The sequence below is a fragment of the Winogradskyella ouciana genome (genome assembly GCF_009709615.1).
GTDB classification, from domain to species: Bacteria; Bacteroidota; Bacteroidia; order Flavobacteriales; family Flavobacteriaceae; genus Winogradskyella; species Winogradskyella ouciana.
Genome location: NZ_WJYA01000006.1, coordinates 237,011 through 259,602, shown reverse-complemented (window position 1 = coordinate 259,602; position 22,592 = coordinate 237,011). Strand labels below are relative to the sequence as shown.

Genomic DNA, 22,592 nt, shown 5'->3' with positions numbered 1-22,592 from the left:
ATTTATAGTAGCGGAGCTGCTAACCTAGCCATTGACTCTTTAAACTTTATAAACTTAGATCTGTTTTTCCAGTTTTGGTAGTAAATTTTATCACAGTCTTTTAGATCTTCATTAAAAAGTTCTGTAAGCTGTTTGCTAAAAGCTTCATCATATATCAGTGCGTTTACTTCAAAATTAATATTGAAACTCCTATAATCTAGATTGGCAGTACCAACAGTGCTAAAAACACCATCAACTATCATGGTCTTTGCATGTACAAAGCCTTTGGTATACTGATAAATTTCTACTCCAGCTTCAATTAATAGCTCTATGTATGAATTGGTGGCATGTTCTGCAACCCAAGAATCAGACTTTTTAGGTATAATGATCTTTACATCTAAATTGCTACGCGCAGCTACTTGAAGTGCTGTAATAATTTCGTCATTAGGAATTAAATAAGGTGTGGTTATATAAATATGCTCCTCTGCATTGGTAATGGCCACGAAAATTGCCTCCATAATATTAGACCAATCGGTATCTGGTCCGCTAGCGGCAATTTGTAATGGGACATTCTCTTTGCAATTATGATCTGGAAAATAAGTTTTGGAAATTTTTAGCTCTGTTCCACTAGCAAAATCCCATGTTGTAAAAAACAATATCTGAAGTGGTTTTACAGCTTCTCCAATAATTTTGATGTGTGTATCTCTCCAATAGCGGTCATTGTTTGCATTAACATAATTGTCTGAAATATTAATACCTCCGACATAACCAATTTTTCCGTCGATAACAATTATTTTTCTGTGGTCGCGGTAGTTCATACGCCCTGTAGATCCTGAAAACAATACAGGCATAAATGAATGCATTTCCACGCCAGCATCCTTGAGTTTATTTTTCATTTTTGAAGAAATGGAACTCCCGACATCATCGATTACAATTCTTACCTCAATTCCATTTATAGCCTTATCGCATAGAATATCTAATACTTCAGTTCCTATTTTATCGTCTTTAATAATGAAGTATTCCATGTGAATGTGATACTCAGCATTTTTAAGATCTTCAATTAAAATTTTAAATTTTTCATCACCGTTTTTTATAAGGGTAACCTCATTGTTTATGGTTAACTTAGATTTTTCACTATTATACAAAAGTGGAATTAATTTGGATTTTTCGTCTAAAACTTCATCAACTTTGTCTATATCTTTTGTATCTAACTCAAGTTCTTCTTGAATCTTTTTAACAACAGATTGGTTTAGTACGTTTTTTCTACTAAACATCTTTGTTTTACGATATTCTTGACCAAAAAGGTAATAGAAAATCAAACCCACAAATGGAAAAACCAATAGCCCGATAATATAACTTAAAGTCTTTGTAGGATTAAGTCTTTTAAACAAAATGGTTACAACAGCAGAAAGGGCTAAAATGTAGTTTAGCCCTATTAAAATCTGCCAGATATGATCTTTTATAAAATCCAAAGCTTAAGGATTGGTTTTATAATAGCCATCCTTCGGAATCTCAATAGTGTATAATTTTCTTGACTTATTATTTAGATGCGGTTCTCTTAGCCAAGGATTGTGAATCTTTAATATTTTGTAATTAATCCCAAAACGTTTAGCAAAACTTGCAAAATCGGTTACTGCAGTATCAACTTCGACTTTATAGGTTGGGATATAAGTATATAAATCACTTTTGTTAAAGTTAAATCCATATTTAGAAGGATTACTTAAAATCTCTTTTAGTGCAACTATTCTAAACATATAGCGACCTGTTTCTTCACCTAAGAGTAAATCGTAATAGTCGTTAACGCCTTGTTCTTCCAATCGTCTAGATATTCCTGCATTACCTGCATTATAGGCAGCCGCAGCCAAAGTCCATGAGCCTAACTGTTCTTTTGCTTTCTTTAAATATTTACAAGCAACTTCAGTTGCCATTTCTAAATGGTAACGTTCGTCTACGTTAGAGTTAACTTCTAAACCGTTTTCACGACCTGTAGCTTTCATAATTTGCCAAAACCCTCTTGCACCAGCAGGCGACACAGCGTTGGTCAATCCACTTTCAATTACGGCTAGGTATTTAAAATCATCTGGTACACCATTCTTTTCTAAAATAGGCTCTATAATTGGGAAATACTTCTGTGCACGCTTAAACATCAGCAAACCATTGGATTGCCAATATGTGTTTACCAAAAGTTCTCTGTCCATACGCTCATGAATATCTGGGTTTTCAACAGGCACCAGTTCACCCGCAAAATTCAACCCTTCTGGCATTTCTAAGGCATAGACATTATAATCATTAACAAGTGGTGATTCTTTTCCTATAGTTTCGTCTGAAGGCGCCTTTTGTACTGAAAAGATAAAAAGACCCGAAACACAGACTAATCCTATAATAGCTAATATATTCTTTAAGATTTGCATGGCATTATTTTTTTATACAATGTAACAAAACTATTGAATAATACAAGTCTAAGACTCAATAAGTTTTGGTAGATTTTCGTTAAACCATTTGTATTTATTAATCACCATAATGTGGGTTCCCCCTTTTAGCACTATGCAGTTGCCACCACATGAGTGCGGAAAAACAATATCCTTATCTCCGTGAATATAAATAGCGTCTGGGTGAGGTTCTTCTTGGTCCCAACACACTACTTGTTTAATAGCCCAATCTAGATAGACTTTATCGCTTACAGACAAGTATTTTTTATATAAATCTACTCGTTTTTTTATGGTCTCGCCAAATGCGTATTTTGCCAACAAATCGATATTACTAGCCAAGCTTGTTGGTAATATTTTATAAGCTTTTGTGATTTTAAGAAATTTTAATCGTTTTGGTAACTCATGGTGGCACTTTACGCTAGAAACTACAAATAGCTTTTTTAAATTTAAAAACTTACTCATCTCTTGCACTAGCATACCACCAAAAGAAACTCCCAATAGCACAGAGTTATCATGCTCAATAAAATCACACATACGCTTGGCATAAGCTTCAAAAGTTTCGTTCTTATCTGGTATTTGCCATTCTAACCAGTGTATTTTATAGGAGTCCTCAGGCAATCTAATATGTTCAAAGATTGATGGATTTGCCGCCATACCTGGCATTAAATATACATGTGTAAGGTTAGTGTTTGCCAACTTGTTATATACTTTTTTTTGGTTAAAATTTTAGAAGCGCCAATATAATTGCTTAAAATTTAAGGTTTTAACAACAACAATCTAAAAGTCTCATCGATTTTTTGTACCTTTGCACAGCAAAACTATGTAAATTTATAGTATCTACTTGCCAACCGCTAACTTAAAACAAAGAAAAATATGACTGACACTGCTGAATTGATTGATAATGACTTTCTGCGTCAATATGAATTAAAGGTTGAAAATGAGATGGCTGTTATAGAGTACTCTTTGCAAGAGCGTAAGATATTCTTAACAAAAATGATTATTCCCGAAGCGATTAGAACTTCAGATTTTGAAAAAGAGTTTTTGGCAATGGTATTTGAAGACATTAAAGAACGAAACATAAGTGTAGTTCCTACAAGTCCTGAAATTGCAAAATTTGTAAGAAGCAACAGAAAATACAAACGTATGTTACCAGTTGGCATCCGTATATAATTGAGAAAGAAACTAAAACAAAAACCCGAAATTGAAAAAGTTTCGGGTTTTTGTTTTTATACAACTAAGCTTTCTATAAATTCAAACCGCACCAAGCCGTCTTCATCTATTTTAGTTAATTCTACTTTATGCAAAGTATTCACCAATTCAGGATTCCAAGGTGTTTTCACTTTTACATAATTTTCTGTAAATCCGTGAATATAGCCTTCTTTGTTTTCACCTTCAAATAAAACGGTTCTTGTTGTGCCGATCTGTTTTTCGTAAAATGATCTTCGTTTTTTAGCAGAAAGCCCTCGTAACATCTTACTTCGTTTAGACCTTATATTTTTAGGCACTACTCCATCCATTTCTGCAGCTTCCGTATTATCGCGCTCTGAGTAAGTAAAGACGTGTAAATAGGAAATGTCGAGTTCGTTTAAGAAATTATACGTTTCTAAGTAATGTTCGTCCGTTTCACCAGGAAAACCAACAATAACATCCACTCCAACACAAGCATGTGGCATCACTTCTTTTATTTTTGAAACCCGATCCACGTATAACTCTTTCATATAACGACGCTTCATTTTTTTAAGGATGTCGTTACTTCCACTTTGTAAGGGTACATGAAAATGTGGTACAAAAGCTCTGGACTTTGAAACCAATTCGATAGTTTCATTTTTTAGAAGATTTGGCTCGATGGATGAAATCCGTAAACGTTCAATACCTTCCACTTTATCAAGGTCAGTGACTAAATCCAAAAAGGTGTGTTCGTGTTTTTTATTCCCAAATTCCCCTTTACCGTAGTCACCAATATTTACACCTGTCAACACTATTTCCTTAATCCCTTGCTCAGAAATTTCCTTGGCATTTTTAAGCACATTTTCCATGGTGTCGCTTCGCGAAATTCCTCTGGCCAAAGGAATGGTACAATATGTGCATTTATAATCACAACCATCTTGTACTTTTAAAAATGCCCTCGTTCTATCTCCAATAGAGTAACTCCCAACATAGAAATCTGCATCTTCAATTTCGCAACTATACACTTCACCAAAGTCATTTTTGGTAAGGTCATTAAGGTAGTCTGTAATCTTAAACTTTTCTGTAGCGCCCAAAACCAAATCCACTCCATTGACATCCGCCAACTCTTCTGGTTTCAACTGTGCATAGCAACCAATAGCAGCGACAAATGCATCAGGATTCACCTTTTGCGCTTGTTTTACTATGGTCTTAAAGCGTTTATCTGCATTCTCGGTAACAGAGCAAGTATTAATCACATAAATGTCTGCTTCGTCTTTAAAATCCACACGCTCAAACCCTTCATCCTTAAAACTTCTAGCAATTGTAGAAGTTTCAGAGAAGTTAAGCTTGCAGCCTAAAGTATAAAAAGCGACTTTTTTTGATACCATCTTTTGTTATCCTGAATTTGTTTCAGGATCTTTTTAAATTTACCTTTATCACAAATTTTAAAAGCTAAAGCATCGCTTACAAATTTTGTGGCTGCAAATTTACAACATATTAGTTATATGCTAAAACTCACGAGATTATCATTTTTTTGCATTGTTGTGCTGTTTTCTTGCAACCAAAAAAAAGATACCGATAAAGATCACCTTGTTTTTAGATACAACGAACACAAAAATATTGGCTCTTTAGATCCTGCATTCTCAAAGGATTTAGCAGATATTTGGGCTACACACCAACTCTTTAATGGGTTGGTGCAAATGGATAATCAATTGAACGTAAAACCTTGTATTGCCAAAAGTTGGACGATTACTGATAGTGCTACAACTTACACGTTTAACATAAGAAAAGACGTCTATTTTCATAAACATGAGCTCTTCAAACAAGATTCTACAAGAACCGTAAAAGCATCAGATTTTGAATATAGCCTCACTAGATTGAAAGATGACAAACTGGCTTCACCAGGAAGTTGGGTGTTACAGAAGGTTGAAAGTTTTTCAGCAGTAAATGATTCTACATTTCAAATAAAATTGAAACAACCTTTTCCAGCATTTTTGGGACTGTTGACTATGAAGTATTGTTCTGTTGTACCCAAAGAAATAGTAGAACATTATGGCAATGACTTTAGGTCGCATCCTATTGGAACTGGCCCTTTTGAATTTAAGCGTTGGGAAGAAAATTTAAAATTAGTATTTAGACGTAACAATAACTATTTTGAAACCGATGATAATGGTGAACAATTACCCTATCTCGAAGCCATAGCCATTACCTTTTTACCAGACAAGCAAAGTGAATTTTTACAATTTGCCCAAGGCAATATTGATTTTGTGTCTGGACTGGATGCATCCTATAAAGATGAAGTGCTAACAGCCGACGGGAAATTGCGGGAACTATATGCCAATGACGTCAATATGATTCGTGGACCATATCTAAATACTGAATATTTGGCATTCTTTATGGAAACTGACGTCGAAGCTTTACAATACGAAAAATTAAGAAGAGCCATTAACATGGGTTTTGATAGGGCTAAAATGATGACCTATTTGAGAAATGGAATTGGGATTCCTGCTTCGGGAGGGTTTATCCCGAAAGGGCTTCCAGGTTACGATGATTCCATTGGTTTTACATATCAACCTGAAAAAGCAAAGCAACTTATTGCAGAGTTTAAATCGGAAACTGGAATCCAAAATCCTGAAGTCACCTTAACGACAACAAGCAACTATCTCAGCTTTTGTGAATTTATTCAGCGCGAAATTCAGAAAATTGGCATTAATGTTAATGTTGATGTCATCCCGGCATCAAGCTTAAAAGATGCGAAAGCTAATGGTCAACTCGACTTTTTTAGAGCCAGTTGGATTGCCGATTATCCCGATGCTGAAAATTATCTATCGCTTTATTATAGCAAAAACTTTGCACCAAACGGTCCCAATTACACGCATTTTAAGAACGAAGCATTTGATGCGATGTACGAAGCTGCCTATCTCGAAACCAACCCAGAACTACGAGCACAGCTTTACACCAAGATGGATTCTCTAGTGATGGCCTCAGCACCAATTGTACCGATGTTTTATGATGAAGTGGTACGATTTACCAGAAAAGAGGTTAAAGGATTGGGAATTAATGCGACAAATTTATTGGACTTAAAATACGTAAAAAAACACTAAAAAGATAGAGGATTATGGTTTAATCTGTGACGGTTGTGGATGTTCTTTTAATAGGCCCACGACAATAAAAAACTGAGATAGGTTAAATGCTAACGCAATTACTGAACTACTAAAAAAATTATATTGAAAGCCAGACGAAAACATGTTTAATGCAGTTAAACCATCTACAATTAACATTAATAAGTAACCAATAAGAACTAGGATAAAACTAGTGTTATTTACTGCCCTGTATCTGAGATAGGTAAACAAACCAAATAAAAGTGAAACGAAGAAATAAACCAACACCTGAATAAAATAAATATCTTTTAAGTTGTTAGAAATTGCAGTAAAAATAAAGAGTATGTAAAAACTGCAGAAAATTAAGAATGGAATTATACGTTTTATTTTAAAATCTTCGTGGTTTAAAAAACGTACTATAAAACAAATTCTAGCTAAAACCAACAACACAATTGCAATATTAAAACTGAATACAGAATAGCGGTCTAAAAAAAATAAATCACCTAGAAAAAATAAAAGTATCCCTGATATTACAAGTAAAGCTTTTTCTCTTTTAAAGTTTTGAATATTCTTGATAAAATAAAGTAATATTAGTGCTGGGGCGATAGGTTTTACAAAATAACGGTAGTAGCTCGAGTCGTCTCCATATTTTAGAGCAATATTAATAATTACTACAACAATGATTAGAGTTAGATAGCCAACAAAATGAAAAGAAAAAACTTTACGCATAGTATATAATTCTACCTAAATTTCAACTTCGGATTGATAACCAATTCAATTATTTAAATTCTGAAAAATAATACAAATCATCGCCACCTTCGCCTCTATAGCGCCTTGAAGACAAATAACCCGTAGTTAAATCGTCATTCAAAAAGAAAGAAAAATCATCACCTCTACTGTTAATAGGTTCGTCTAAAGATACTGGAACCTGCTCCTCGTCTCCAGATTCTAAATCATAAACATAAATATCCAAACCTCCTTTGCCGCCACGTCGATCTGAAGTAAAATACAATTTGTTATCCGCACTTACAAAAGGAAAAATTTCGGTACGTGAGGAATTGATGGTTTCTCCCAATGGTGTAATTTCACCATAGGTTTTATGATTAGAGACTGAAACCTTGTATAAATCAGATTTGCCTTTTGTTCCTTTTACATCAGCAATGAAATAGAGTGTGGATCCATCTGGACTTAAAGCAGGATGAGCAAAATTATGATTAGGGTCACAGAATGGTAAAGTTTCAAAATTGGTCCAACCTTTACCTTCTACATATTCTGCACGTCTTATTTGTAAATTATAGGTTTCAACACCTTTTAACTTGTTCTCCCCCTTATCTATATGGTTTGTTGTAAAATACATATACTTACCATCCTTAGAAAATGTAGCTGAAGACATATTAAATCGGCCGAGCTCTGTCTTAACGACAGGTTTTTCGTCCTTAATTTCACCATCTTCGCTTAACGGAGCTTCGTACATAATATAAATAAATCCATCGTACTTATCCTTAATCGCGCGACCTCGTTTAGTTGTAAGATTATAGCTAAAAAAGATTTTATCGCCTACCACTCGAGCTGCAAAATGATCGAGTTTGGTGTTAATCTCTAGTTTTTTTACTTCAATGTCTTCGCTTTGAGCAAAGCCATAGGCTAAGGTTAGTAAAAGCAGTATTGTAAATTTGGTTTTCATAATAGCTATTCTCTTCTATATTGTTTGGTTTCTTCAAAAACGTAATCTAAAATGGCTTTATCCTTATCGGTAAATTCTTCCTTACGTCTTGCCATCACTACTTCGGCAACCTCAAAAGCTTTATTCGTTTTATAGGTTACAAAACCTTTGCTTCCTCCCCAAGAAAAACTTGGGACAAAATTGCGTGGAAAACCACTTCCGAAGATATTAGCACTTACACCAACAACCGTACCAGTATTAAACATAGTGTTGATACCACATTTACTATGGTCTCCCATCATGAGTCCACAAAATTGCAATCCGGTTCTGGCAAAACCACCAGTTTGGTAATCCCAAAGGCGCACTTCTGCATAATTATTCTTTAAGTTAGAATTATTGGTATCTGCACCAAGATTGCACCATTCGCCCAAAACGGAATTTCCCAAAAAGCCATCATGTCCTTTGTTAGAATAGCCAAAAAGGACACAGTTATTCACTTCGCCTCCAACCTTACTGTGTGGTCCAACTGTAGTTGGTCCATAAATTTTTGTTGCCAGTTTTAATGTGGCATTGTTACAAAGGGCAAAAGGTCCTCTAACTACTGAGCCTTCCATTACCTCAGCGTCACGACCAATATAAATGGGTCCTGAGCTTGCATTCAGTGTCACAAAATTGAGCTTTGCACCTTTCTCAATAAAAATATTTTCTGGCTTTATAGTATTTACCGTTGCTGGAATAGGCTTTGATTTTCTATCCTTTGTAATCAATCTAAAATCTTCCTCGATAGCTTCACCATTTTTTGAGAATATATCCCAAGTATGTTCAATTTTTATAATGTCTCCTGCAAACTCCACAGCTTCAAATGTTGAAAAATCAGTGACCTCCTCTCCTTCTTTTGCGAAAAAAGCAATCACATTTTCTCCTTTAAAAACCGCTTGGTTATGACTAAGGTTTTTCACCATCTCAACAACTTCAAGATTCGGTAAAAAAGACGCATTTATCATTATATTCTCCTCCATTTCCACCATTGGGAATTTATCCGAAAGATAATCCTCGGTTACTGTTGTTGTGGTATATTCTAAATATGATTCCCACTTTTGGCGAATGGTTAAAATACCCACTCTAATATCAGCGACTGGCCTGGTATATGTAAATGGCAAAAGATTGTTGCGATATGGACCATCGAAAAGTATATAGTTCATGAGAGTTTGAAGTTAGAAGCACGAAGCCAGAAATAACTTTTCTAGAAAATCATACTTGTTTCAGTATCAAAAGTAATTTAATTGTAGAAAACAAAAAAGCCCTTCTGACATAGAAAGGCTTTTAACGTTTATCTGTAAACTAGGTTTATTTCTTAAACTTAGCGTATTTGTTTTTGAATTTATCAATACGACCAGCTGTATCTACCAATTTAGACTTACCAGTGTAGTAAGGATGAGAAGTTCTAGAAATTTCCAATTTCACTAATGGATATTCAACACCTTCAACCTCAATAGTTTCATTTGTCTCTGCAGTAGATTTAGTTAAAAATACATCTTCGTTAGACATATCTTTAAACGCTACTACTCTATAATTTTCTGGATGTATTCCTGCTTTCATCACTAAATGCTTTAAAATTTTCGATTTTTTCGAGGTGCAAATTTAAGTATTTTTTATAAATGTACAATCTTTTTAATAATTTTTATTTTACAATTTACTGTAACAAATAACTATATTTGAGTACTAACTAAACAATTAACCACTAAAACTCATTTTAATTATGGAACATCAAAAACCAAAGGCTGGTAAATTTGCGCTTAACTATGGCCTAATCTTAGGGCTAGTAATGATATCTATTGCAGTAATTATGTATGTTACTGGTTTGGCACTAGAAGGAGTGCAATGGCCAAATTATTTATACTACATTATATTCCCTGTAGTTATTTTTTATGCGATTGGGCAATACAAAAAAGCTAATGCTAATGTTTTGAGCTTAGGAGATGCTATTAAAGTAGGTTTAGCCATAGCTGTGGTAAGTGCACTTGTTTATGTAATCTATGGATTTATTTTTAACTACGTAATTGATCCAGAATTTATGGCACAAGCATTGGAGGTTGCTAAAGATAAAATGCTTGAGAATCCAAACATGACAGAAGAACAAGTGGAGCAAAGCTTAAAAATGATTGAAATGTTTACCAATCCATTAATTGGTTCTGCATTCTGGGTTGCTATGAGTGCACTTTTTGGTTTAATCTGGTCATTGATTGCCGGATTAGTAATGAAAAATAATTCTTAAGTAAGCCTTAAATAATTTCTTATTTTTGAAGTCTAGACTTTAGACAACATTATATGAACATATCAGTAGTAATACCACTACTAAACGAGGAAGAATCTTTAAAAGAACTACATAATTGGATTGTGTCTGTGATGCAATCCAATTCGTTTTCTTACGAAATACTGTTCATCGATGATGGCAGTACTGATAAGTCTTGGCAAGTGATTTCTGAACTATCGGAAAACAACCCAAATGTTAAAGGGATTCGTTTTTTAAAGAATTTTGGGAAGTCACAAGCGCTACATGCAGGTTTTGCACAAGCAGAAGGCGATGTGGTCATTACAATGGATGCTGATCTACAGGATAATCCAGAAGAAATTCCTGAGTTATACAATATGATCACTTCAGAAGGTTATGATCTTGTCTCAGGCTGGAAAAAGAAACGCTACGATTCTGTTATCTCAAAAAATTTACCTTCAAAATTATTCAATTGGGCAGCAAGACGAACTTCTAAAGTAAAACTACACGATTTTAATTGTGGCTTAAAAGCCTATTCAAATCAAGTGGTTAAACATATTGATGTGTATGGCGAAATGCATCGTTATATTCCTGTTTTGGCAAAAAATGCAGGGTTTACCAATATTGGCGAAAAGGTGGTGAAACATCAAGCCAGAAAATATGGTAAGACCAAATTTGGCATGAATCGTTTTATTAATGGCTTTTTAGACCTCATTACCATCTGGTTTATTTCACGCTTTGGTAAACGTCCAATGCATCTCTTTGGCGCACTTGGAGTTATAATGTTTATCATCGGTTTTGGGTTTGCACTTTATCTAGGACTGGACAAATTGTTCTTTGACCCAACTGGTCGATTAATCACTGACAGACCTCAGTTTTATATAGCGCTTTCTACCATGATTATTGGCTCCCAGTTTTTTATTGCTGGCTTTTTAGGAGAACTTATTTTGCGCACCAAACGCCAAGAGCAACGCTATTACATTAAAGATCACATTAATTTATCCTAACATCCTCATTTTACTGGGTACTTTGTAAACATAAAAAGTCGAAATGTTTACATTTGTAGTATAAACACCGTTTATCCATGATTTACATTAAACCTGAAGTTTTAGAGCGCGTCAACAGTTGGCTTACTCCAACATTTGATAAGGATACCCAAGACCAAATAAAACACATGATAGCTTCTGATCCCAAAGGGCTGGAAGAAAGTTTTTATAAGGATTTAGAGTTTGGTACTGGCGGAATGCGAGGTGTTATGGGACTAGGAACCAATCGTATTAACAAATATACGTTAGGCAAGAATACGCAAGGATTGAGTAATTACCTCAATGCGTCATTTCCAGGTGAAAATGTAAAAGTTGCTATTGCGTACGATTGCAGGCATAATAGCAAGACTTTTGGAAAAGTAGTAGCTGATGTATTTTCAGCCAATGGCATTCAGGTTTTTTTATTCGCAGATTTAAGACCAACACCAGAGTTGTCTTTTGCCTTAAAACATTTAGGTTGCCATTGTGGTATCGTATTAACGGCTTCACACAATCCACCAGAATATAACGGTTATAAAGTCTATTGGCAAGATGGCGGACAATTAGTACCACCACAGGACGGTGAAATTATTACTGAAATCAACCAACTGGAGTATTCTGAAATTAAATTTGAAGCAAATTCTCGTTTAATTGAATACATAGGTAAAGCTGTTGACGATGTATTTATAGACGATTCAATAAAAAATGGAAGTTTTGACACATCCAAAGAAGCGAGAGAAAATTTGAATGTGGTTTTCACCTCTTTACACGGAACATCAATAATGTCCATTCCAGAGACTTTAAAGCGTGCTGGTTACACCAATGTGAACATTGTTGAAGAACAAGCTGATCCCAATGGTGATTTCCCAACAGTTGTATCACCAAACCCTGAAGAACCAGAGGCACTTAGAATGGCAATGGCACTAGCCGAAAAAGTAGATGGAGATATTGTAATAGGCACAGATCCAGATTGTGATCGTTTGGGTGTAGTAACTCGCAATTTGGAAAATGAGCTCGTTATTCTAAATGGAAACCAAACCATGTTATTAATGACGGATTTCCTTTTAGAACAATGGAAAAATTCAGGAAAAATAAATGGCAATCAATTTATTGCCAGTACTATTGTATCTACACCTATGATGTCCGTTTTGGCTGATGCTTATGATGTTGAGTATAAAATTGGCTTAACAGGATTTAAGTGGATTGCCAAAATGATAAAGGATTTTCCTGAACTCGATTTTATTGGTGGTGGTGAAGAAAGTTTTGGGTTTATGGTTGGTGATTTTGTCCGTGATAAGGATGCCGTTACCTCTACCCTTTTGGCCTGCGAAATTGCGGCACAGGCTAAAGCTGAAGGCAAATCACTTTACGAAAAATTAATTGATTTATATGTTAAACATGGCTTCTACAAAGAGCGTTTAATTTCATTGACCAAAAAAGGCATTGAAGGTGCCCAAGAAATAAAACAAATGATGATTGATGCCAGAGAAAATCCACTAAAGGAAGTCAATGGCTCTAAAGTTGTACGCATTGAGGATTATCAATTATCTGTAGCAAAAGACCTTATAAACAATTCTGAATCAACAATTAATATCCCAAAATCCAACGTGTTGATTTACTATACGGAAGACGGTAGTAAAATTGCATTAAGACCTAGTGGCACGGAGCCTAAAATAAAATTCTATATCAGCGTAAACACCAAATTAGACAATATGTCTGCTTTTAAGGAAACGGAGCAATTGTTGGAAAATAGAATTGACACTATCCTCAAGGATATGAATCTATAGTAAATGAATTACATTAAAAAACTTTCGCGTTTTATAGTTCCTTATAAGCGCTATGCCATATTAAATATTATCTGTAATGTTTTCTATGCACTTTTTAGCACATTGGCTATGGTGTCATTGATGCCTATGATTAATGTTCTTTTTGGCGAAAGTGAAAAAGTTTACGCAAAACCTGCTTACAATGGCGTAAAAGACATTAAAGACTACGCAGAGAATTATATCAATTACGTTGTAACCTCAACCACGGAAACCGATGGTCCTGAACGTGCATTATTGTATATGATAATTCTGATTATTGGACTTTTTCTGTTAAAAAACCTATTTAACTATTTAGCATTATTTTTCATTACGTTTTTAAGAAATGGTGTACTAAGAGACATTAGGGACGAAATTTACCACAAAGTGGTTACGCTTCCTATTTCTTATTATTCTGAAAAGAAAAAAGGTGATATCATAGCTAGGATTTCTGGTGATGTCAGTATGGTGAAAAATTCTATGCTTTCGGTTTTAGAGCTTATCGTAAAAGAACCTTTGACCATAATTTTTGCTATAGTAGCCATGTTTATGATATCGGTGAAGTTGACCATTTTTGTGTTTATATTTATTCCAATTGCAGGATTCATTATATCTCGAATTGGTAAAAGCCTAAAACGTAAATCCGATAAAGTTCAAAGAGAACAAGGAGTTTTTCTTTCGACTTTAGAAGAAACCTTAAGTGGTTTAAAAGTTATCAAGGGATTTAATGCAGAAAACCGATTTTATAAAAATTTTCAAACTTCAACGAACAGATTCTATAATTTTTCTAATACATTGATGAATCGTCAAAATCTTGCCTCACCTACAAGTGAGTTTTTGGGTATTGCTACCATTGCAGCCCTACTATGGTATGGCGGTAAAATGGTCATGGTAGATCAAACGCTTTCAGGAGGTGCTTTTATTGGTTATATGGCACTTGCGTATCAAATTCTTACACCAGCAAAAGCCATTAGCAAAGCGAGCTACCAAGTTAAAACAGGAAATGCAGCGGCAGAACGAATTTTGGAAATCATTGAAACTACCAGTGCGTTAGATGATAAAAGCGATGCCCTTACAAAAGACGAATTTACATCAGATATTAGCCTAAACAATGTATTCTTTAAATATGAAGACGATTATGTACTAAAAAACTTTTCGGTTAAAGTCCCAAAAGGCAAGAGTGTTGCCTTGGTTGGGCAATCTGGTAGTGGAAAAAGTACTATTGCCAATTTGGTTACACGTTTTTACGATGTCAATGACGGCAGTATTTCAATCGATGGCATAGATATTAAAAACCTTACCAAAAATTCATTGCGTGGCCTAATGGGATTGGTAACCCAAGATTCCATTCTATTCAATGATACAGTTGCCAATAATCTTAGAATCGGAAAGGAAGATGCCACAGAAGAAGAGATCATAGAGGCCCTTAAAATTGCCAATGCCTGGGAATTTGTAAAAGACTTACCAAATGGCATTGATACCAATATCGGAGATTCGGGTGGTAAACTTTCAGGTGGCCAAAAACAACGTTTAAGCATCGCCAGAGCTGTATTGAAAAATCCACCAATAATGATTCTGGATGAAGCGACTTCTGCATTAGATACCGAAAGCGAACGCCTTGTTCAAGATGCTTTGGAAAAAATGATGAAAAATCGAACGTCAATTGTTATTGCGCATAGACTTTCCACTATTCAAAATGCTGATTTAATTGTGGTAATGCAAAAAGGTGAAATCGCTGAAAAAGGCACACATAACGAGCTTCTTGCTAAAAACGGGGTCTATAAAAAACTGGTGGAAATGCAGAGTTTTGAGTAACTTATTTTATCAAAATTTTAAAAGGAAAAAGGATGCACTGTTACATGCATCCTTTTCTTTTGTTACCAGATTTGGGGAAACTGATAACAGTTAATAGGTTAAGCTGAGCCAAACATATAATAAATAATTCTACAAAACAAGAAAAAAGTGCTTTTTATCGTATTTTTTTGCATTTTATCGAAGTTTAAAATTCTAATTATCTGATTTTCAATGATTAAATAACAGAAGAGAAAATTAATATTTTTATCCATTAAACTTTTAGTAATTTCAATGGTCTAAACAGTAAAGTAATTGGCTTGACCGACGAATCAGATTTCATATTACGTCTTCAGAATCCCAAATCTAAAGAAGCGGCTTTTAGAGAACTTCTAAATCTCTATAAAGAACGTTTGTATTGGCATATCCGAAAGATTGTGATTAGCCATGATGACGCTGATGATGTACTTCAGAATACTTTTATTAAAGTGCATAGAAGCATAGACAAGTTTAAGGGCGATAGTAAATTATTTTCTTGGATGTATCGTATTGCAACCAATGAATCCATAACCCATATCAACAAGAATGCTAAACGCTTACAGATTTCTAACGAAGAACACCAAACCTATGCCATAAACAATTTAACGGCAGATGTTTATTTTGAAGGTGACGACATTCAATTAAAATTGCAGAAAGCCATTGCTACTTTACCTCAAAAACAACAATTGGTGTTTAATATGAAATACTTTGACGATTTAAAATACAAGGAAATATCAGAAATATTGGAAACAAGCGAGGGAGCTTTAAAAGCATCATATCATATCGCAGTAAAAAAAATAGAAAGCTTTTTAACTTCGGATTAAACCATTTTAGTAATTTGAAGTCAAAGAAGTGGAAATAACCAGAATGTCACACTGAGCGCAGTCGAAGTGTTTAATTAAGATTCCTCTTATAGGGAACTAAAAATGAAAAAAAATAAGCTACATAACGTTAAAAAAACAGGTTTTAAAACACCTGACCACTACTTTGAATCCTTTGAGGACAAACTCTTTGAGCGTATGTCTGAAAGCCAATCGATAAGTGATGTGCAATCAACAGGTTTTAAAGTCCCAAAGGATTATTTTGATTCCGTTGAAGACAACGTAATGCGTAAATTGAATGAAGATGAAACTCGGGTAGTGAAGTTGAGTTCTAGGAAAAGATTATATTACATCGCTGGTATTGCAGCATCTTTAGTGTTGCTTTTTGCCATATTTATAGGAAAAGGTGGTTCTACTGAAGAACTTTCAGTGGAAATGGTAGAAACCTATCTCGAAAGTCAAGATTTAGATAGTTATGAGTTAGCGCAATTACTTTCTGACGCAGAAATATTGGAAGAAGACTTCACAATAACACAGACAAATTATAATGAAGAAAACTTAGAATCATATTTACTAGACAATGTAGATATAGAAGCTATGTTAGAATAAATATTAAACATAATTATGAAAAAATTAATCCCAATACTAGTGTTGTTAATAAGCTTTTCAAGTTTTGCCCAAAATGGAGGCAAAATGCAAGAACGTATAAAAGCCCAAAAAATAGCATTCATTACCGAAAAGTTGAGCTTAACCTCCGAAGAAGCACAACAGTTCTGGCCTATCTATAATGCCTATGAAGCTAAAGTGGAAGATATTAGGTCTAAGGACTTACAGCCTTTAAAACAAGAAATGCGACGTGGTGATATCTCCGACAAAAGAGCCAAAGAACTCTTAGAAAAATTAATGAAGGCTGAAACCGATATGCATGAAGCCAAATTACAACTTGTACAAGATTTAAAGGAAGTGATCTCCTCAAAAAAAATCATACTTCTAAAAGCTGCTGAAGATCAGTTTAATAAAATACTATTAGAACGACTAAAGCAAATGCGAGACAAACGCAACAGAAAAAATTAAACCTAGCTCATTTGTCATTCTGAACTCGTTTCAGAATCTAGTTGTAATTCTTATTGAAGATGCTGAAACACGTTCAGCATGACAATAATTCGTTTTTATTCTTTAAACACTAAATCTACTCCCTAAACGTCAACTTACTTATCCGTCCTTTGCCAGCAGCATAAGCCACGGAATCATTTAAAAACCGAATGGTGTAGAACCCTTCATCGCTTAAATGTTTCCAGGTTTCACCAGCATCATTGCTGTAATCTATACCTTTAAAACCAATAGCAACCAATTCCTTTGCATTGCTATTAGGTACATATTGCACACAACTTCTATAACCTGGACCTTTGCCATTGGCTACCACTTGCCAGGTTTTTCCGCCATCTTGGGTTCTTATTTTATTGTTTAGTGTATCGTTAGGTTTGGTGTAATCACCACCAATAGCAAAACCGTTATTTTCATCATAAAAATCTATGGAATACATACCAGTAGTTTCCTTGCCTTGTATAATTGGAGTGTCGTATAATTCCCATGTTTTGCCTTTATCTGGTGAATATAAAATTCTACTCGCTTTACCTCCTGTGGCTACCCAAGTATGGTAGCCGACAATAGCGATGTTAGTATCACTCGCAGCAAATGCGGCCTCCCCTTCTTTAGCTTTTGGTAAATCATCGCAAGATAGTTTTGCCCATGTTTCTCCTCCGTCTCTGGTAATGATAACACTCATACAATCGTCTGTAGGATCACCAATGGCAATGCCTTCTTGGTCGTTCCAGAAGTCCATGGAATCGTAGAAGGTTTTTGGGTGGGTTTCTTTGTAAACTGTATCTAGTGATTCGTGCGCAGCTCTTAGAAGATAGGCCGGACTTCCAATAGTCAATCCGTAGTGATCTTTATTAGTAGTCGCAACCGAACGATAATTCAGTATAATATTCGTGTTTATCTTATGGAAATAATCATAAACGACAGTTGTGTCTGGCTTATTAGCCCTCAATTCTTCCATGACCAATCCTCCTCGCCCATCCGAATTTAAAAATATACATCCTCTATCCTTCTTTAATAATTCCAAAGCCCTAATATTAAATAAGGTATCCTCATGCAATGCATTAATCTCAACTTTAGAAAAATTTCTCTGTTTTGTCGGTTTTTCAGAATGGCACGAACACAAAACAATCAAGACAAAACAAATAATTGTAAATCTCATACATTTCAATTTTCTCTAAAAATAGAAAAGCTTTGCGAGATTATCGCAAAGCCTTTCAAATTAACAATAAATCAAAAATTTTTGGACTAACTCAAATTCTTGTTTTAATACAGGTTGACTTATGTTTTTTCTTCTTTAAGTCTTTAGATGCAATCCACTCTAAAAACTTGTTGCTTAGAATGTTAAACAAAGCATAAAAAAAACCTTCAAATAAAATTGAAGGTCTTTAAGTCAAACTTATATCGTTGCTAATCTTTAGGAGGCGGTCGATGACCCTTATCCCTCTTTGATTTTCCACTGCGGTTTCTATTTCCTTTATTTAGAGCATCTTTAAGAATTTTATCAAACTTTTCCTTTTGATCACCTTGGCACAAATCCCTTACCCTCTTAAAATAAGCAAACACTTCTTTATCCTTGGCTTTTTCTTTTTCCGCAATCAAACTTGTTAGCGAATCTATGTAATACTCCGAAACCTCATCTTCAGGAAGTTTATCAAACAAACTGTCTTTCAACACTTTTATATCATCAGATATTAGACGCATTCTTTCACGGTGTAAGTCTTTAAAGTTTTTAAAGCTATCTATCTGCTCTCCCTCAAAACCAAGCTTTTTTATAATAAAACTTGTTCTGTCTTTTTGTCTATCTCGCTTTTTATCATCATGCCCTAAATAATTGTACAGAAAAAATCCGTTGGCAATTATAAGAATGATAATCAATAAGTATAGAATGGTGTTCTTTTTCATAAGTCATTTAATATTGCAAGATCAGTATTTGTTGACAAACCATAGGACTCAGCAAATTCGTTAATGTTTTCATCATAATTATTGTCCTCTAAGTTTGAAAACGCGATAACATTAAGTATCACAATACAGACCAAGGTTGCCAATTGTAGTTTTGGAGTAAACCAGGACAAAATAGTCTCGTTCTTATCTTCTGATGCATTTCTAATTTGATGCATTACTTTTTCCTTAAAAAAAGGAGACACCTTCACTTCTTCCATTTGCTCAATAGAAGACAAAGTCTGTTCAACTTTCTTTTTTATTTCAGGGTTCGTTCTCATACTCGTTGTATTTAGATGCAAAAGTCATTAAAAACTTGTGCTAATATTCATTTTTATAATAATCTTCCAATAACTTTTGTAAATTCTTCTTCGCTCTAAACATTACCGACTCCACAGAAGATAATGTTCTATTTGTTATTTCGGCTATTTCCTGATAACTCTTTCCATCCACTTTATGCAAGGTAAAAATCACGCCCTGACTTTCTGGCAAACTACTTATGGCCTTAAATAACGTTGCGTTAAGCTCTTTGTTTTCTAACAAAATTCCCGGATGATTGATTTCCGTAAAATAATTTGTCTTATCAATCGGAATCGCGTTACCAGTTATGGACTGCATAAAAGCAAAACGCTTTTTTGTGTTCTTTTTTCTAATAAACTCCAGACATTTATTAGTGGTGATTCTATAAATCCATGTCGATAATTTAGATTCTCCTTTAAATTTTGAAATAGAATTAAAAACCTCAACAAACACATCTTGCGCTATATCCTCCGCATCTTCTACGTTAGGCACAAAGGACATACAAGTGCCAAAGACTTTTTGCTGAAAATCGTCAACAAGTTTGCTGTAAGCAGCAGTACTTTTTAGTTGTAATTCTTTTATAAATTCTGTTTCAGTCAAAAAAATATCTTGCTATGAAGGTTATTATATATAGATGCAATTTTAGCGAAAAACTTGCGTCTATTTCTATTAATTATCAAAAGATAAAGACTTTATAATAAACTACCATACATCCCAACTTTTCTATTACCTTTGCATGCTCTTAAAAAGTTCGCAGTTTGCAGTCTCAGTATACAGTTGTCTTATAGATTCAACCAAAACAATAGCAATAGTATTCTGAAGACTGATAACTGAGACTGATAACTTAAAAAAAAATGCGACTACACCGAAATTTATGCTTTGCAGTCATTGATGGTTTACACAAAATCTTCAATGAAAACGAATATGCCGACAAGGTGGTTCAGCAATTGTTGAGACGCGATAAGCGTTGGGGAAGTCGAGATAGAGGTTTTATCGCAGAAACCGTTTACGAAATTGTGCGTTATAAGCGACTCTATTCAGAAATTGCAGACGTAAAAGAGCCCTTTGATAGAGATAATTTATGGAGAATCTTTGCTGTTTGGGCAACATTAAAAGGAATTAAGCTCCCAGACTGGAAATACTTCACCGATACTCCATCACGCAAAATAAAAGGACGATTTGACGAATTATCAAAAATTAGAAAGTATCGCGAATCTATTCCAGATTGGATAGATGAATTAGGCCTGAACGAATTAGGTGAAGCCGAATGGACTAAAGAAATAGAGAAGCAAAACGAGCAAGCGGATGTCATTTTAAGAGTGAACACCTTAAAGACCAATAAAAAAGATCTTCAACTAAAGTTACAGTCTGAAGATATTGAAACTGAATTTCTACCAGACCATCCTTCAGCACTAAAACTAAAGGAACGTGCCAATGTTTTCAAAACCGAAGCCTTTAAAAATGGCTGGTTCGAGGTACAAGATGCATCATCTCAATTAGTTGCAGATTTTCTTGATGTAAAACCAGGCATGAAAGTTGTAGATGTTTGTGCAGGTGCAGGAGGCAAAACTTTGCATTTAGCAGCATTGATGGAGAATAAAGGTCAGGTCATAGCTATGGATATTTACGAAAGTAAGTTGAAAAAGTTAAAGATTAGAGCACGTCGTAATGGTGTTCATAATATTGAGATGAAGGTGATTGACTCTACCAAACCTATAAAAAAACTGTATGGAAAAGCGGATCGTTTATTGATTGACGCACCATGTTCTGGTTTAGGTGTTTTAAGACGAAATCCTGACGCTAAATGGAAATTAGAGCCAGAGTTTATTGAAAATATCAAAAAAACACAGTCTGAAGTTTTAGAGCAATACTCTAAAATGGTAAAATCTGGTGGCAAAATGGTCTATGCGACCTGTTCTGTTTTACCTTCTGAAAACCAAGAACAAGTAGAAAAATTCTTAACTTCGGAGGCTGGAAAAGAATTTAATTTAATAAAGGATAAAAAAATATTAGCCCACAAATCTGGTTTTGACGGATTTTATATGGCATTATTAGAAAAAAAATAAAATACACCTATGAAACAAATTTACTTTATAGCATTATTATTTTTAAGTGGGATAGTGTTTTCACAACAACCCTACTATTCTAACGGACAGAACAATGTGGACTTCACGCTTACTGGACAAGAAATGTATGATGCCTTACAGCTAAAAATTAGTAACAATACAGTCGGAACATATAATTATGGTGATGCAAGAGATGATATTCAGATTATGGATTTAGATCCAAATGATGCAACTAACACCAATGTTCTCTTAGTTTATGGTTATGTAGATAATGAGCTTTGTCTAAGTTCTAATGATAGACGCATAAGGAACAAAGATGACTTTGGAGGAAATAATTGCGATTATAATAGAGAACATGTGTTTGCAAGATCTAATGCAGATCCATCAATGGGTAGTGCCAATAATTCTTCAGTTGGTATCGTTGCAGATCCACACAATTTAAGAGCGAGTGATGTGCAGCGCAATGGCAATAGAGGTAGTAAATTATTCGCAACTGGATCTGGCATCAGCTCTGGTGATGTAGGCAGTGGTAATTGGTACCCTGGAGATGAATGGATAGGTGATGTAGCTCGTATTATGATGTATATGTACGTTAGGTATGGAGATCGTTGTTTACCTGAGTATAACGCTGCAGGTCCTAAAGAAGGCACTACAGATATGCTTCAGGTATTATTGGAGTGGAATGCGACCGATCCGGTTTCTGAAATTGAAAACAATCGTAACAATCTTTTGGAATCGACATATGGTAATCGTAATCCATTTATAGACAACCCATATTTAGCTAAAGTCATTTGGGGCGGAGATGAAGAACCAGAAGATACTTGGGGAACACTTTCTGTTGAAGACGTCGAGCAAGACACATTGTTTAGCTTGTCTCCTAATCCGGCTTCACATACTGTTAGTATTAAGTTACCAAATAGTATTGAAACCAGAATTGAAATTTACGATGTGTTAGGAAAGCGAGTTTTCATTAGAAAAGTGAATGAATCAATGGATATTAACATTAGTAATCTTAAAAGTGGATTGTATATTGTTAAGTTTATTCAAAAAAATAGGACGGTCAGTAAAAAGTTGATAAAATCATAAATTAAAAAG

At 34.5% G+C, this 22,592-nt stretch carries 23 protein-coding genes; 11 read left to right on the top strand and 12 right to left on the bottom strand.

Features of this window, described 5'->3' with window-relative positions; genetic code table 11:
- Nucleotides 1-2: 2 nt before the first annotated feature.
- From cls to F1003_RS11135, 3 genes are read right to left on the bottom strand one after another with little or no spacing between them, the layout of a single operon-like run.
- Nucleotides 3-1,451: a cardiolipin synthase gene (cls, locus tag F1003_RS11145; protein ID WP_155089501.1), complete on the bottom strand. Its 1,449-nt coding sequence runs from the start codon at nucleotides 1,449-1,451 to the stop codon at nucleotides 3-5.
- A 3-nt stretch (nucleotides 1,452-1,454) separates the two neighbouring features.
- The gene (locus tag F1003_RS11140) at nucleotides 1,455-2,390 is read right to left on the bottom strand and encodes a lytic transglycosylase domain-containing protein (RefSeq protein ID WP_155089500.1); all 936 of its coding nucleotides are present in this window, start codon (nucleotides 2,388-2,390) and stop codon (nucleotides 1,455-1,457) included.
- A 48-nt stretch (nucleotides 2,391-2,438) separates the two neighbouring features.
- Nucleotides 2,439-3,071, bottom strand: coding sequence for an alpha/beta fold hydrolase (locus tag F1003_RS11135; RefSeq protein ID WP_155089633.1), 633 nt, complete (start codon nucleotides 3,069-3,071; stop codon nucleotides 2,439-2,441).
- 210 nt (nucleotides 3,072-3,281) lie between these two features.
- On the opposite strand from F1003_RS11135, the gene F1003_RS11130 reads away from it, so the two are divergent.
- Nucleotides 3,282-3,578: an N-acetyltransferase gene (locus F1003_RS11130; protein ID WP_155089499.1), complete on the top strand. Its 297-nt coding sequence runs from the start codon at nucleotides 3,282-3,284 to the stop codon at nucleotides 3,576-3,578.
- Nucleotides 3,579-3,634: 56 nt separating this feature from the next.
- Here the strand turns inward: F1003_RS11130 and mtaB are convergent, their stop codons facing one another.
- Nucleotides 3,635-4,963, bottom strand: a complete 1,329-nt coding sequence (gene mtaB, locus F1003_RS11125; protein ID WP_155089498.1) for a tRNA (N(6)-L-threonylcarbamoyladenosine(37)-C(2))-methylthiotransferase MtaB — start codon at nucleotides 4,961-4,963, stop codon at nucleotides 3,635-3,637.
- A 117-nt stretch (nucleotides 4,964-5,080) separates the two neighbouring features.
- Here mtaB and F1003_RS11120 point away from each other — a divergent pair, with 117 nt between their 5' ends.
- Nucleotides 5,081-6,679, top strand: a complete 1,599-nt coding sequence (locus F1003_RS11120; protein ID WP_155089497.1) for an ABC transporter substrate-binding protein — start codon at nucleotides 5,081-5,083, stop codon at nucleotides 6,677-6,679.
- A gap of 12 nt (nucleotides 6,680-6,691) precedes the next feature.
- On the opposite strand, the gene F1003_RS11115 is transcribed toward F1003_RS11120, so the two are convergent.
- The 4 genes from F1003_RS11115 to F1003_RS11100 form a co-directional block, all read right to left on the bottom strand.
- Nucleotides 6,692-7,405 (bottom strand): lysoplasmalogenase family protein, encoded by a 714-nt coding sequence (locus F1003_RS11115; RefSeq protein ID WP_155089496.1) that lies wholly within the window; start codon nucleotides 7,403-7,405, stop codon nucleotides 6,692-6,694.
- A 49-nt stretch (nucleotides 7,406-7,454) separates the two neighbouring features.
- Entirely contained in the window at nucleotides 7,455-8,360 is a 906-nt protein-coding gene (locus tag F1003_RS11110) for a TolB family protein (protein WP_155089495.1), read from the bottom strand.
- 5 nt (nucleotides 8,361-8,365) lie between these two features.
- Nucleotides 8,366-9,541 carry a GlmU family protein gene (locus tag F1003_RS11105; protein WP_155089494.1) on the bottom strand — a complete coding sequence of 392 codons (1,176 nt, stop codon included), beginning with the start codon at nucleotides 9,539-9,541 and terminating at the stop codon, nucleotides 8,366-8,368.
- A 145-nt stretch (nucleotides 9,542-9,686) separates the two neighbouring features.
- A complete protein-coding gene (locus F1003_RS11100; RefSeq protein ID WP_155089492.1) occupies nucleotides 9,687-9,938 on the bottom strand; it encodes a type B 50S ribosomal protein L31 in 252 nt (83 codons plus the stop codon).
- Between the two features lie 160 nt (nucleotides 9,939-10,098).
- Between F1003_RS11100 and F1003_RS11095 the strand changes: the two genes are divergently transcribed.
- The 7 genes from F1003_RS11095 (at nucleotide 10,099) to F1003_RS11065 (ending at nucleotide 17,163) form a co-directional block, all read left to right on the top strand.
- Complete coding sequence (locus F1003_RS11095; protein WP_155089491.1) at nucleotides 10,099-10,614, top strand: DUF4199 domain-containing protein; 516 nt, start codon at nucleotides 10,099-10,101, stop codon at nucleotides 10,612-10,614.
- 53 nt (nucleotides 10,615-10,667) lie between these two features.
- Nucleotides 10,668-11,618 (top strand): glycosyltransferase family 2 protein, encoded by a 951-nt coding sequence (locus tag F1003_RS11090; RefSeq protein WP_155089490.1) that lies wholly within the window; start codon nucleotides 10,668-10,670, stop codon nucleotides 11,616-11,618.
- Between the two features lie 77 nt (nucleotides 11,619-11,695).
- Nucleotides 11,696-13,423, top strand: a complete 1,728-nt coding sequence (locus tag F1003_RS11085) for a phospho-sugar mutase (RefSeq protein WP_155089489.1) — start codon at nucleotides 11,696-11,698, stop codon at nucleotides 13,421-13,423.
- 3 nt (nucleotides 13,424-13,426) lie between these two features.
- The gene (locus tag F1003_RS11080) at nucleotides 13,427-15,253 is read left to right on the top strand and encodes an ABC transporter ATP-binding protein (RefSeq protein ID WP_155089488.1); all 1,827 of its coding nucleotides are present in this window, start codon (nucleotides 13,427-13,429) and stop codon (nucleotides 15,251-15,253) included.
- 296 nt (nucleotides 15,254-15,549) lie between these two features.
- Nucleotides 15,550-16,092 (top strand): RNA polymerase sigma factor, encoded by a 543-nt coding sequence (locus F1003_RS11075; protein ID WP_155089487.1) that lies wholly within the window; start codon nucleotides 15,550-15,552, stop codon nucleotides 16,090-16,092.
- A 102-nt stretch (nucleotides 16,093-16,194) separates the two neighbouring features.
- Nucleotides 16,195-16,698, top strand: coding sequence for a hypothetical protein (locus tag F1003_RS11070; protein WP_155089486.1), 504 nt, complete (start codon nucleotides 16,195-16,197; stop codon nucleotides 16,696-16,698).
- Between the two features lie 15 nt (nucleotides 16,699-16,713).
- Nucleotides 16,714-17,163 (top strand): sensor of ECF-type sigma factor, encoded by a 450-nt coding sequence (locus tag F1003_RS11065; protein WP_155089485.1) that lies wholly within the window; start codon nucleotides 16,714-16,716, stop codon nucleotides 17,161-17,163.
- Between the two features lie 115 nt (nucleotides 17,164-17,278).
- Here the strand turns inward: F1003_RS11065 and F1003_RS11060 are convergent, their stop codons facing one another.
- The 4 genes from F1003_RS11060 to F1003_RS11045 form a co-directional block, all read right to left on the bottom strand.
- Nucleotides 17,279-18,352 carry a WD40/YVTN/BNR-like repeat-containing protein gene (locus F1003_RS11060; protein ID WP_155089484.1) on the bottom strand — a complete coding sequence of 358 codons (1,074 nt, stop codon included), beginning with the start codon at nucleotides 18,350-18,352 and terminating at the stop codon, nucleotides 17,279-17,281.
- 248 nt (nucleotides 18,353-18,600) lie between these two features.
- Nucleotides 18,601-19,095, bottom strand: coding sequence for a hypothetical protein (locus F1003_RS11055; protein ID WP_155089483.1), 495 nt, complete (start codon nucleotides 19,093-19,095; stop codon nucleotides 18,601-18,603).
- Entirely contained in the window at nucleotides 19,092-19,412 is a 321-nt protein-coding gene (locus tag F1003_RS11050) for a hypothetical protein (protein ID WP_155089482.1), read from the bottom strand. The genes F1003_RS11055 and F1003_RS11050 overlap by 4 nt, the downstream gene beginning before the upstream one ends.
- Nucleotides 19,413-19,452: 40 nt before the next feature.
- Entirely contained in the window at nucleotides 19,453-20,031 is a 579-nt protein-coding gene (locus F1003_RS11045) for an RNA polymerase sigma factor (protein ID WP_155089481.1), read from the bottom strand.
- 254 nt (nucleotides 20,032-20,285) lie between these two features.
- Here F1003_RS11045 and F1003_RS11040 point away from each other — a divergent pair, with 254 nt between their 5' ends.
- Together F1003_RS11040 and F1003_RS11035 are read left to right on the top strand one after the other, a co-directional pair.
- Nucleotides 20,286-21,497: an RsmB/NOP family class I SAM-dependent RNA methyltransferase gene (locus tag F1003_RS11040; RefSeq protein WP_155089480.1), complete on the top strand. Its 1,212-nt coding sequence runs from the start codon at nucleotides 20,286-20,288 to the stop codon at nucleotides 21,495-21,497.
- 9 nt (nucleotides 21,498-21,506) lie between these two features.
- Nucleotides 21,507-22,583, top strand: a complete 1,077-nt coding sequence (locus tag F1003_RS11035; RefSeq protein WP_155089479.1) for an endonuclease — start codon at nucleotides 21,507-21,509, stop codon at nucleotides 22,581-22,583.
- Nucleotides 22,584-22,592: the final 9 nt, after the last annotated feature.

What these genes read in the sequence shown, in the direction of transcription:
- F1003_RS11140 (WP_155089500.1), bottom strand. Translation starts at nt 2,390, where the DNA reads ATGCAAATCTTAAAGAATATATTAGCTATTATAGGATTAGTCTGTGTT.
- F1003_RS11135 (WP_155089633.1), bottom strand. Translation starts at nt 3,071, where the DNA reads ATGCCAGGTATGGCGGCAAATCCATCAATCTTTGAACATATTAGATTG.
- F1003_RS11130 (WP_155089499.1), top strand. Translation starts at nt 3,282, where the DNA reads ATGACTGACACTGCTGAATTGATTGATAATGACTTTCTGCGTCAATAT.
- mtaB (WP_155089498.1), bottom strand. Translation starts at nt 4,963, where the DNA reads ATGGTATCAAAAAAAGTCGCTTTTTATACTTTAGGCTGCAAGCTTAAC.
- F1003_RS11120 (WP_155089497.1), top strand. Translation starts at nt 5,081, where the DNA reads ATGCTAAAACTCACGAGATTATCATTTTTTTGCATTGTTGTGCTGTTT.
- F1003_RS11115 (WP_155089496.1), bottom strand. Translation starts at nt 7,405, where the DNA reads ATGCGTAAAGTTTTTTCTTTTCATTTTGTTGGCTATCTAACTCTAATC.
- F1003_RS11110 (WP_155089495.1), bottom strand. Translation starts at nt 8,360, where the DNA reads ATGAAAACCAAATTTACAATACTGCTTTTACTAACCTTAGCCTATGGC.
- F1003_RS11105 (WP_155089494.1), bottom strand. Translation starts at nt 9,541, where the DNA reads ATGAACTATATACTTTTCGATGGTCCATATCGCAACAATCTTTTGCCA.
- F1003_RS11100 (WP_155089492.1), bottom strand. Translation starts at nt 9,938, where the DNA reads ATGAAAGCAGGAATACATCCAGAAAATTATAGAGTAGTAGCGTTTAAA.
- F1003_RS11095 (WP_155089491.1), top strand. Translation starts at nt 10,099, where the DNA reads ATGGAACATCAAAAACCAAAGGCTGGTAAATTTGCGCTTAACTATGGC.
- F1003_RS11090 (WP_155089490.1), top strand. Translation starts at nt 10,668, where the DNA reads ATGAACATATCAGTAGTAATACCACTACTAAACGAGGAAGAATCTTTA.
- F1003_RS11085 (WP_155089489.1), top strand. Translation starts at nt 11,696, where the DNA reads ATGATTTACATTAAACCTGAAGTTTTAGAGCGCGTCAACAGTTGGCTT.
- F1003_RS11080 (WP_155089488.1), top strand. Translation starts at nt 13,427, where the DNA reads ATGAATTACATTAAAAAACTTTCGCGTTTTATAGTTCCTTATAAGCGC.
- F1003_RS11070 (WP_155089486.1), top strand. Translation starts at nt 16,195, where the DNA reads ATGAAAAAAAATAAGCTACATAACGTTAAAAAAACAGGTTTTAAAACA.
- F1003_RS11065 (WP_155089485.1), top strand. Translation starts at nt 16,714, where the DNA reads ATGAAAAAATTAATCCCAATACTAGTGTTGTTAATAAGCTTTTCAAGT.
- F1003_RS11060 (WP_155089484.1), bottom strand. Translation starts at nt 18,352, where the DNA reads ATGAGATTTACAATTATTTGTTTTGTCTTGATTGTTTTGTGTTCGTGC.
- F1003_RS11055 (WP_155089483.1), bottom strand. Translation starts at nt 19,095, where the DNA reads ATGAAAAAGAACACCATTCTATACTTATTGATTATCATTCTTATAATT.
- F1003_RS11050 (WP_155089482.1), bottom strand. Translation starts at nt 19,412, where the DNA reads ATGAGAACGAACCCTGAAATAAAAAAGAAAGTTGAACAGACTTTGTCT.
- F1003_RS11040 (WP_155089480.1), top strand. Translation starts at nt 20,286, where the DNA reads ATGCGACTACACCGAAATTTATGCTTTGCAGTCATTGATGGTTTACAC.
- F1003_RS11035 (WP_155089479.1), top strand. Translation starts at nt 21,507, where the DNA reads ATGAAACAAATTTACTTTATAGCATTATTATTTTTAAGTGGGATAGTG.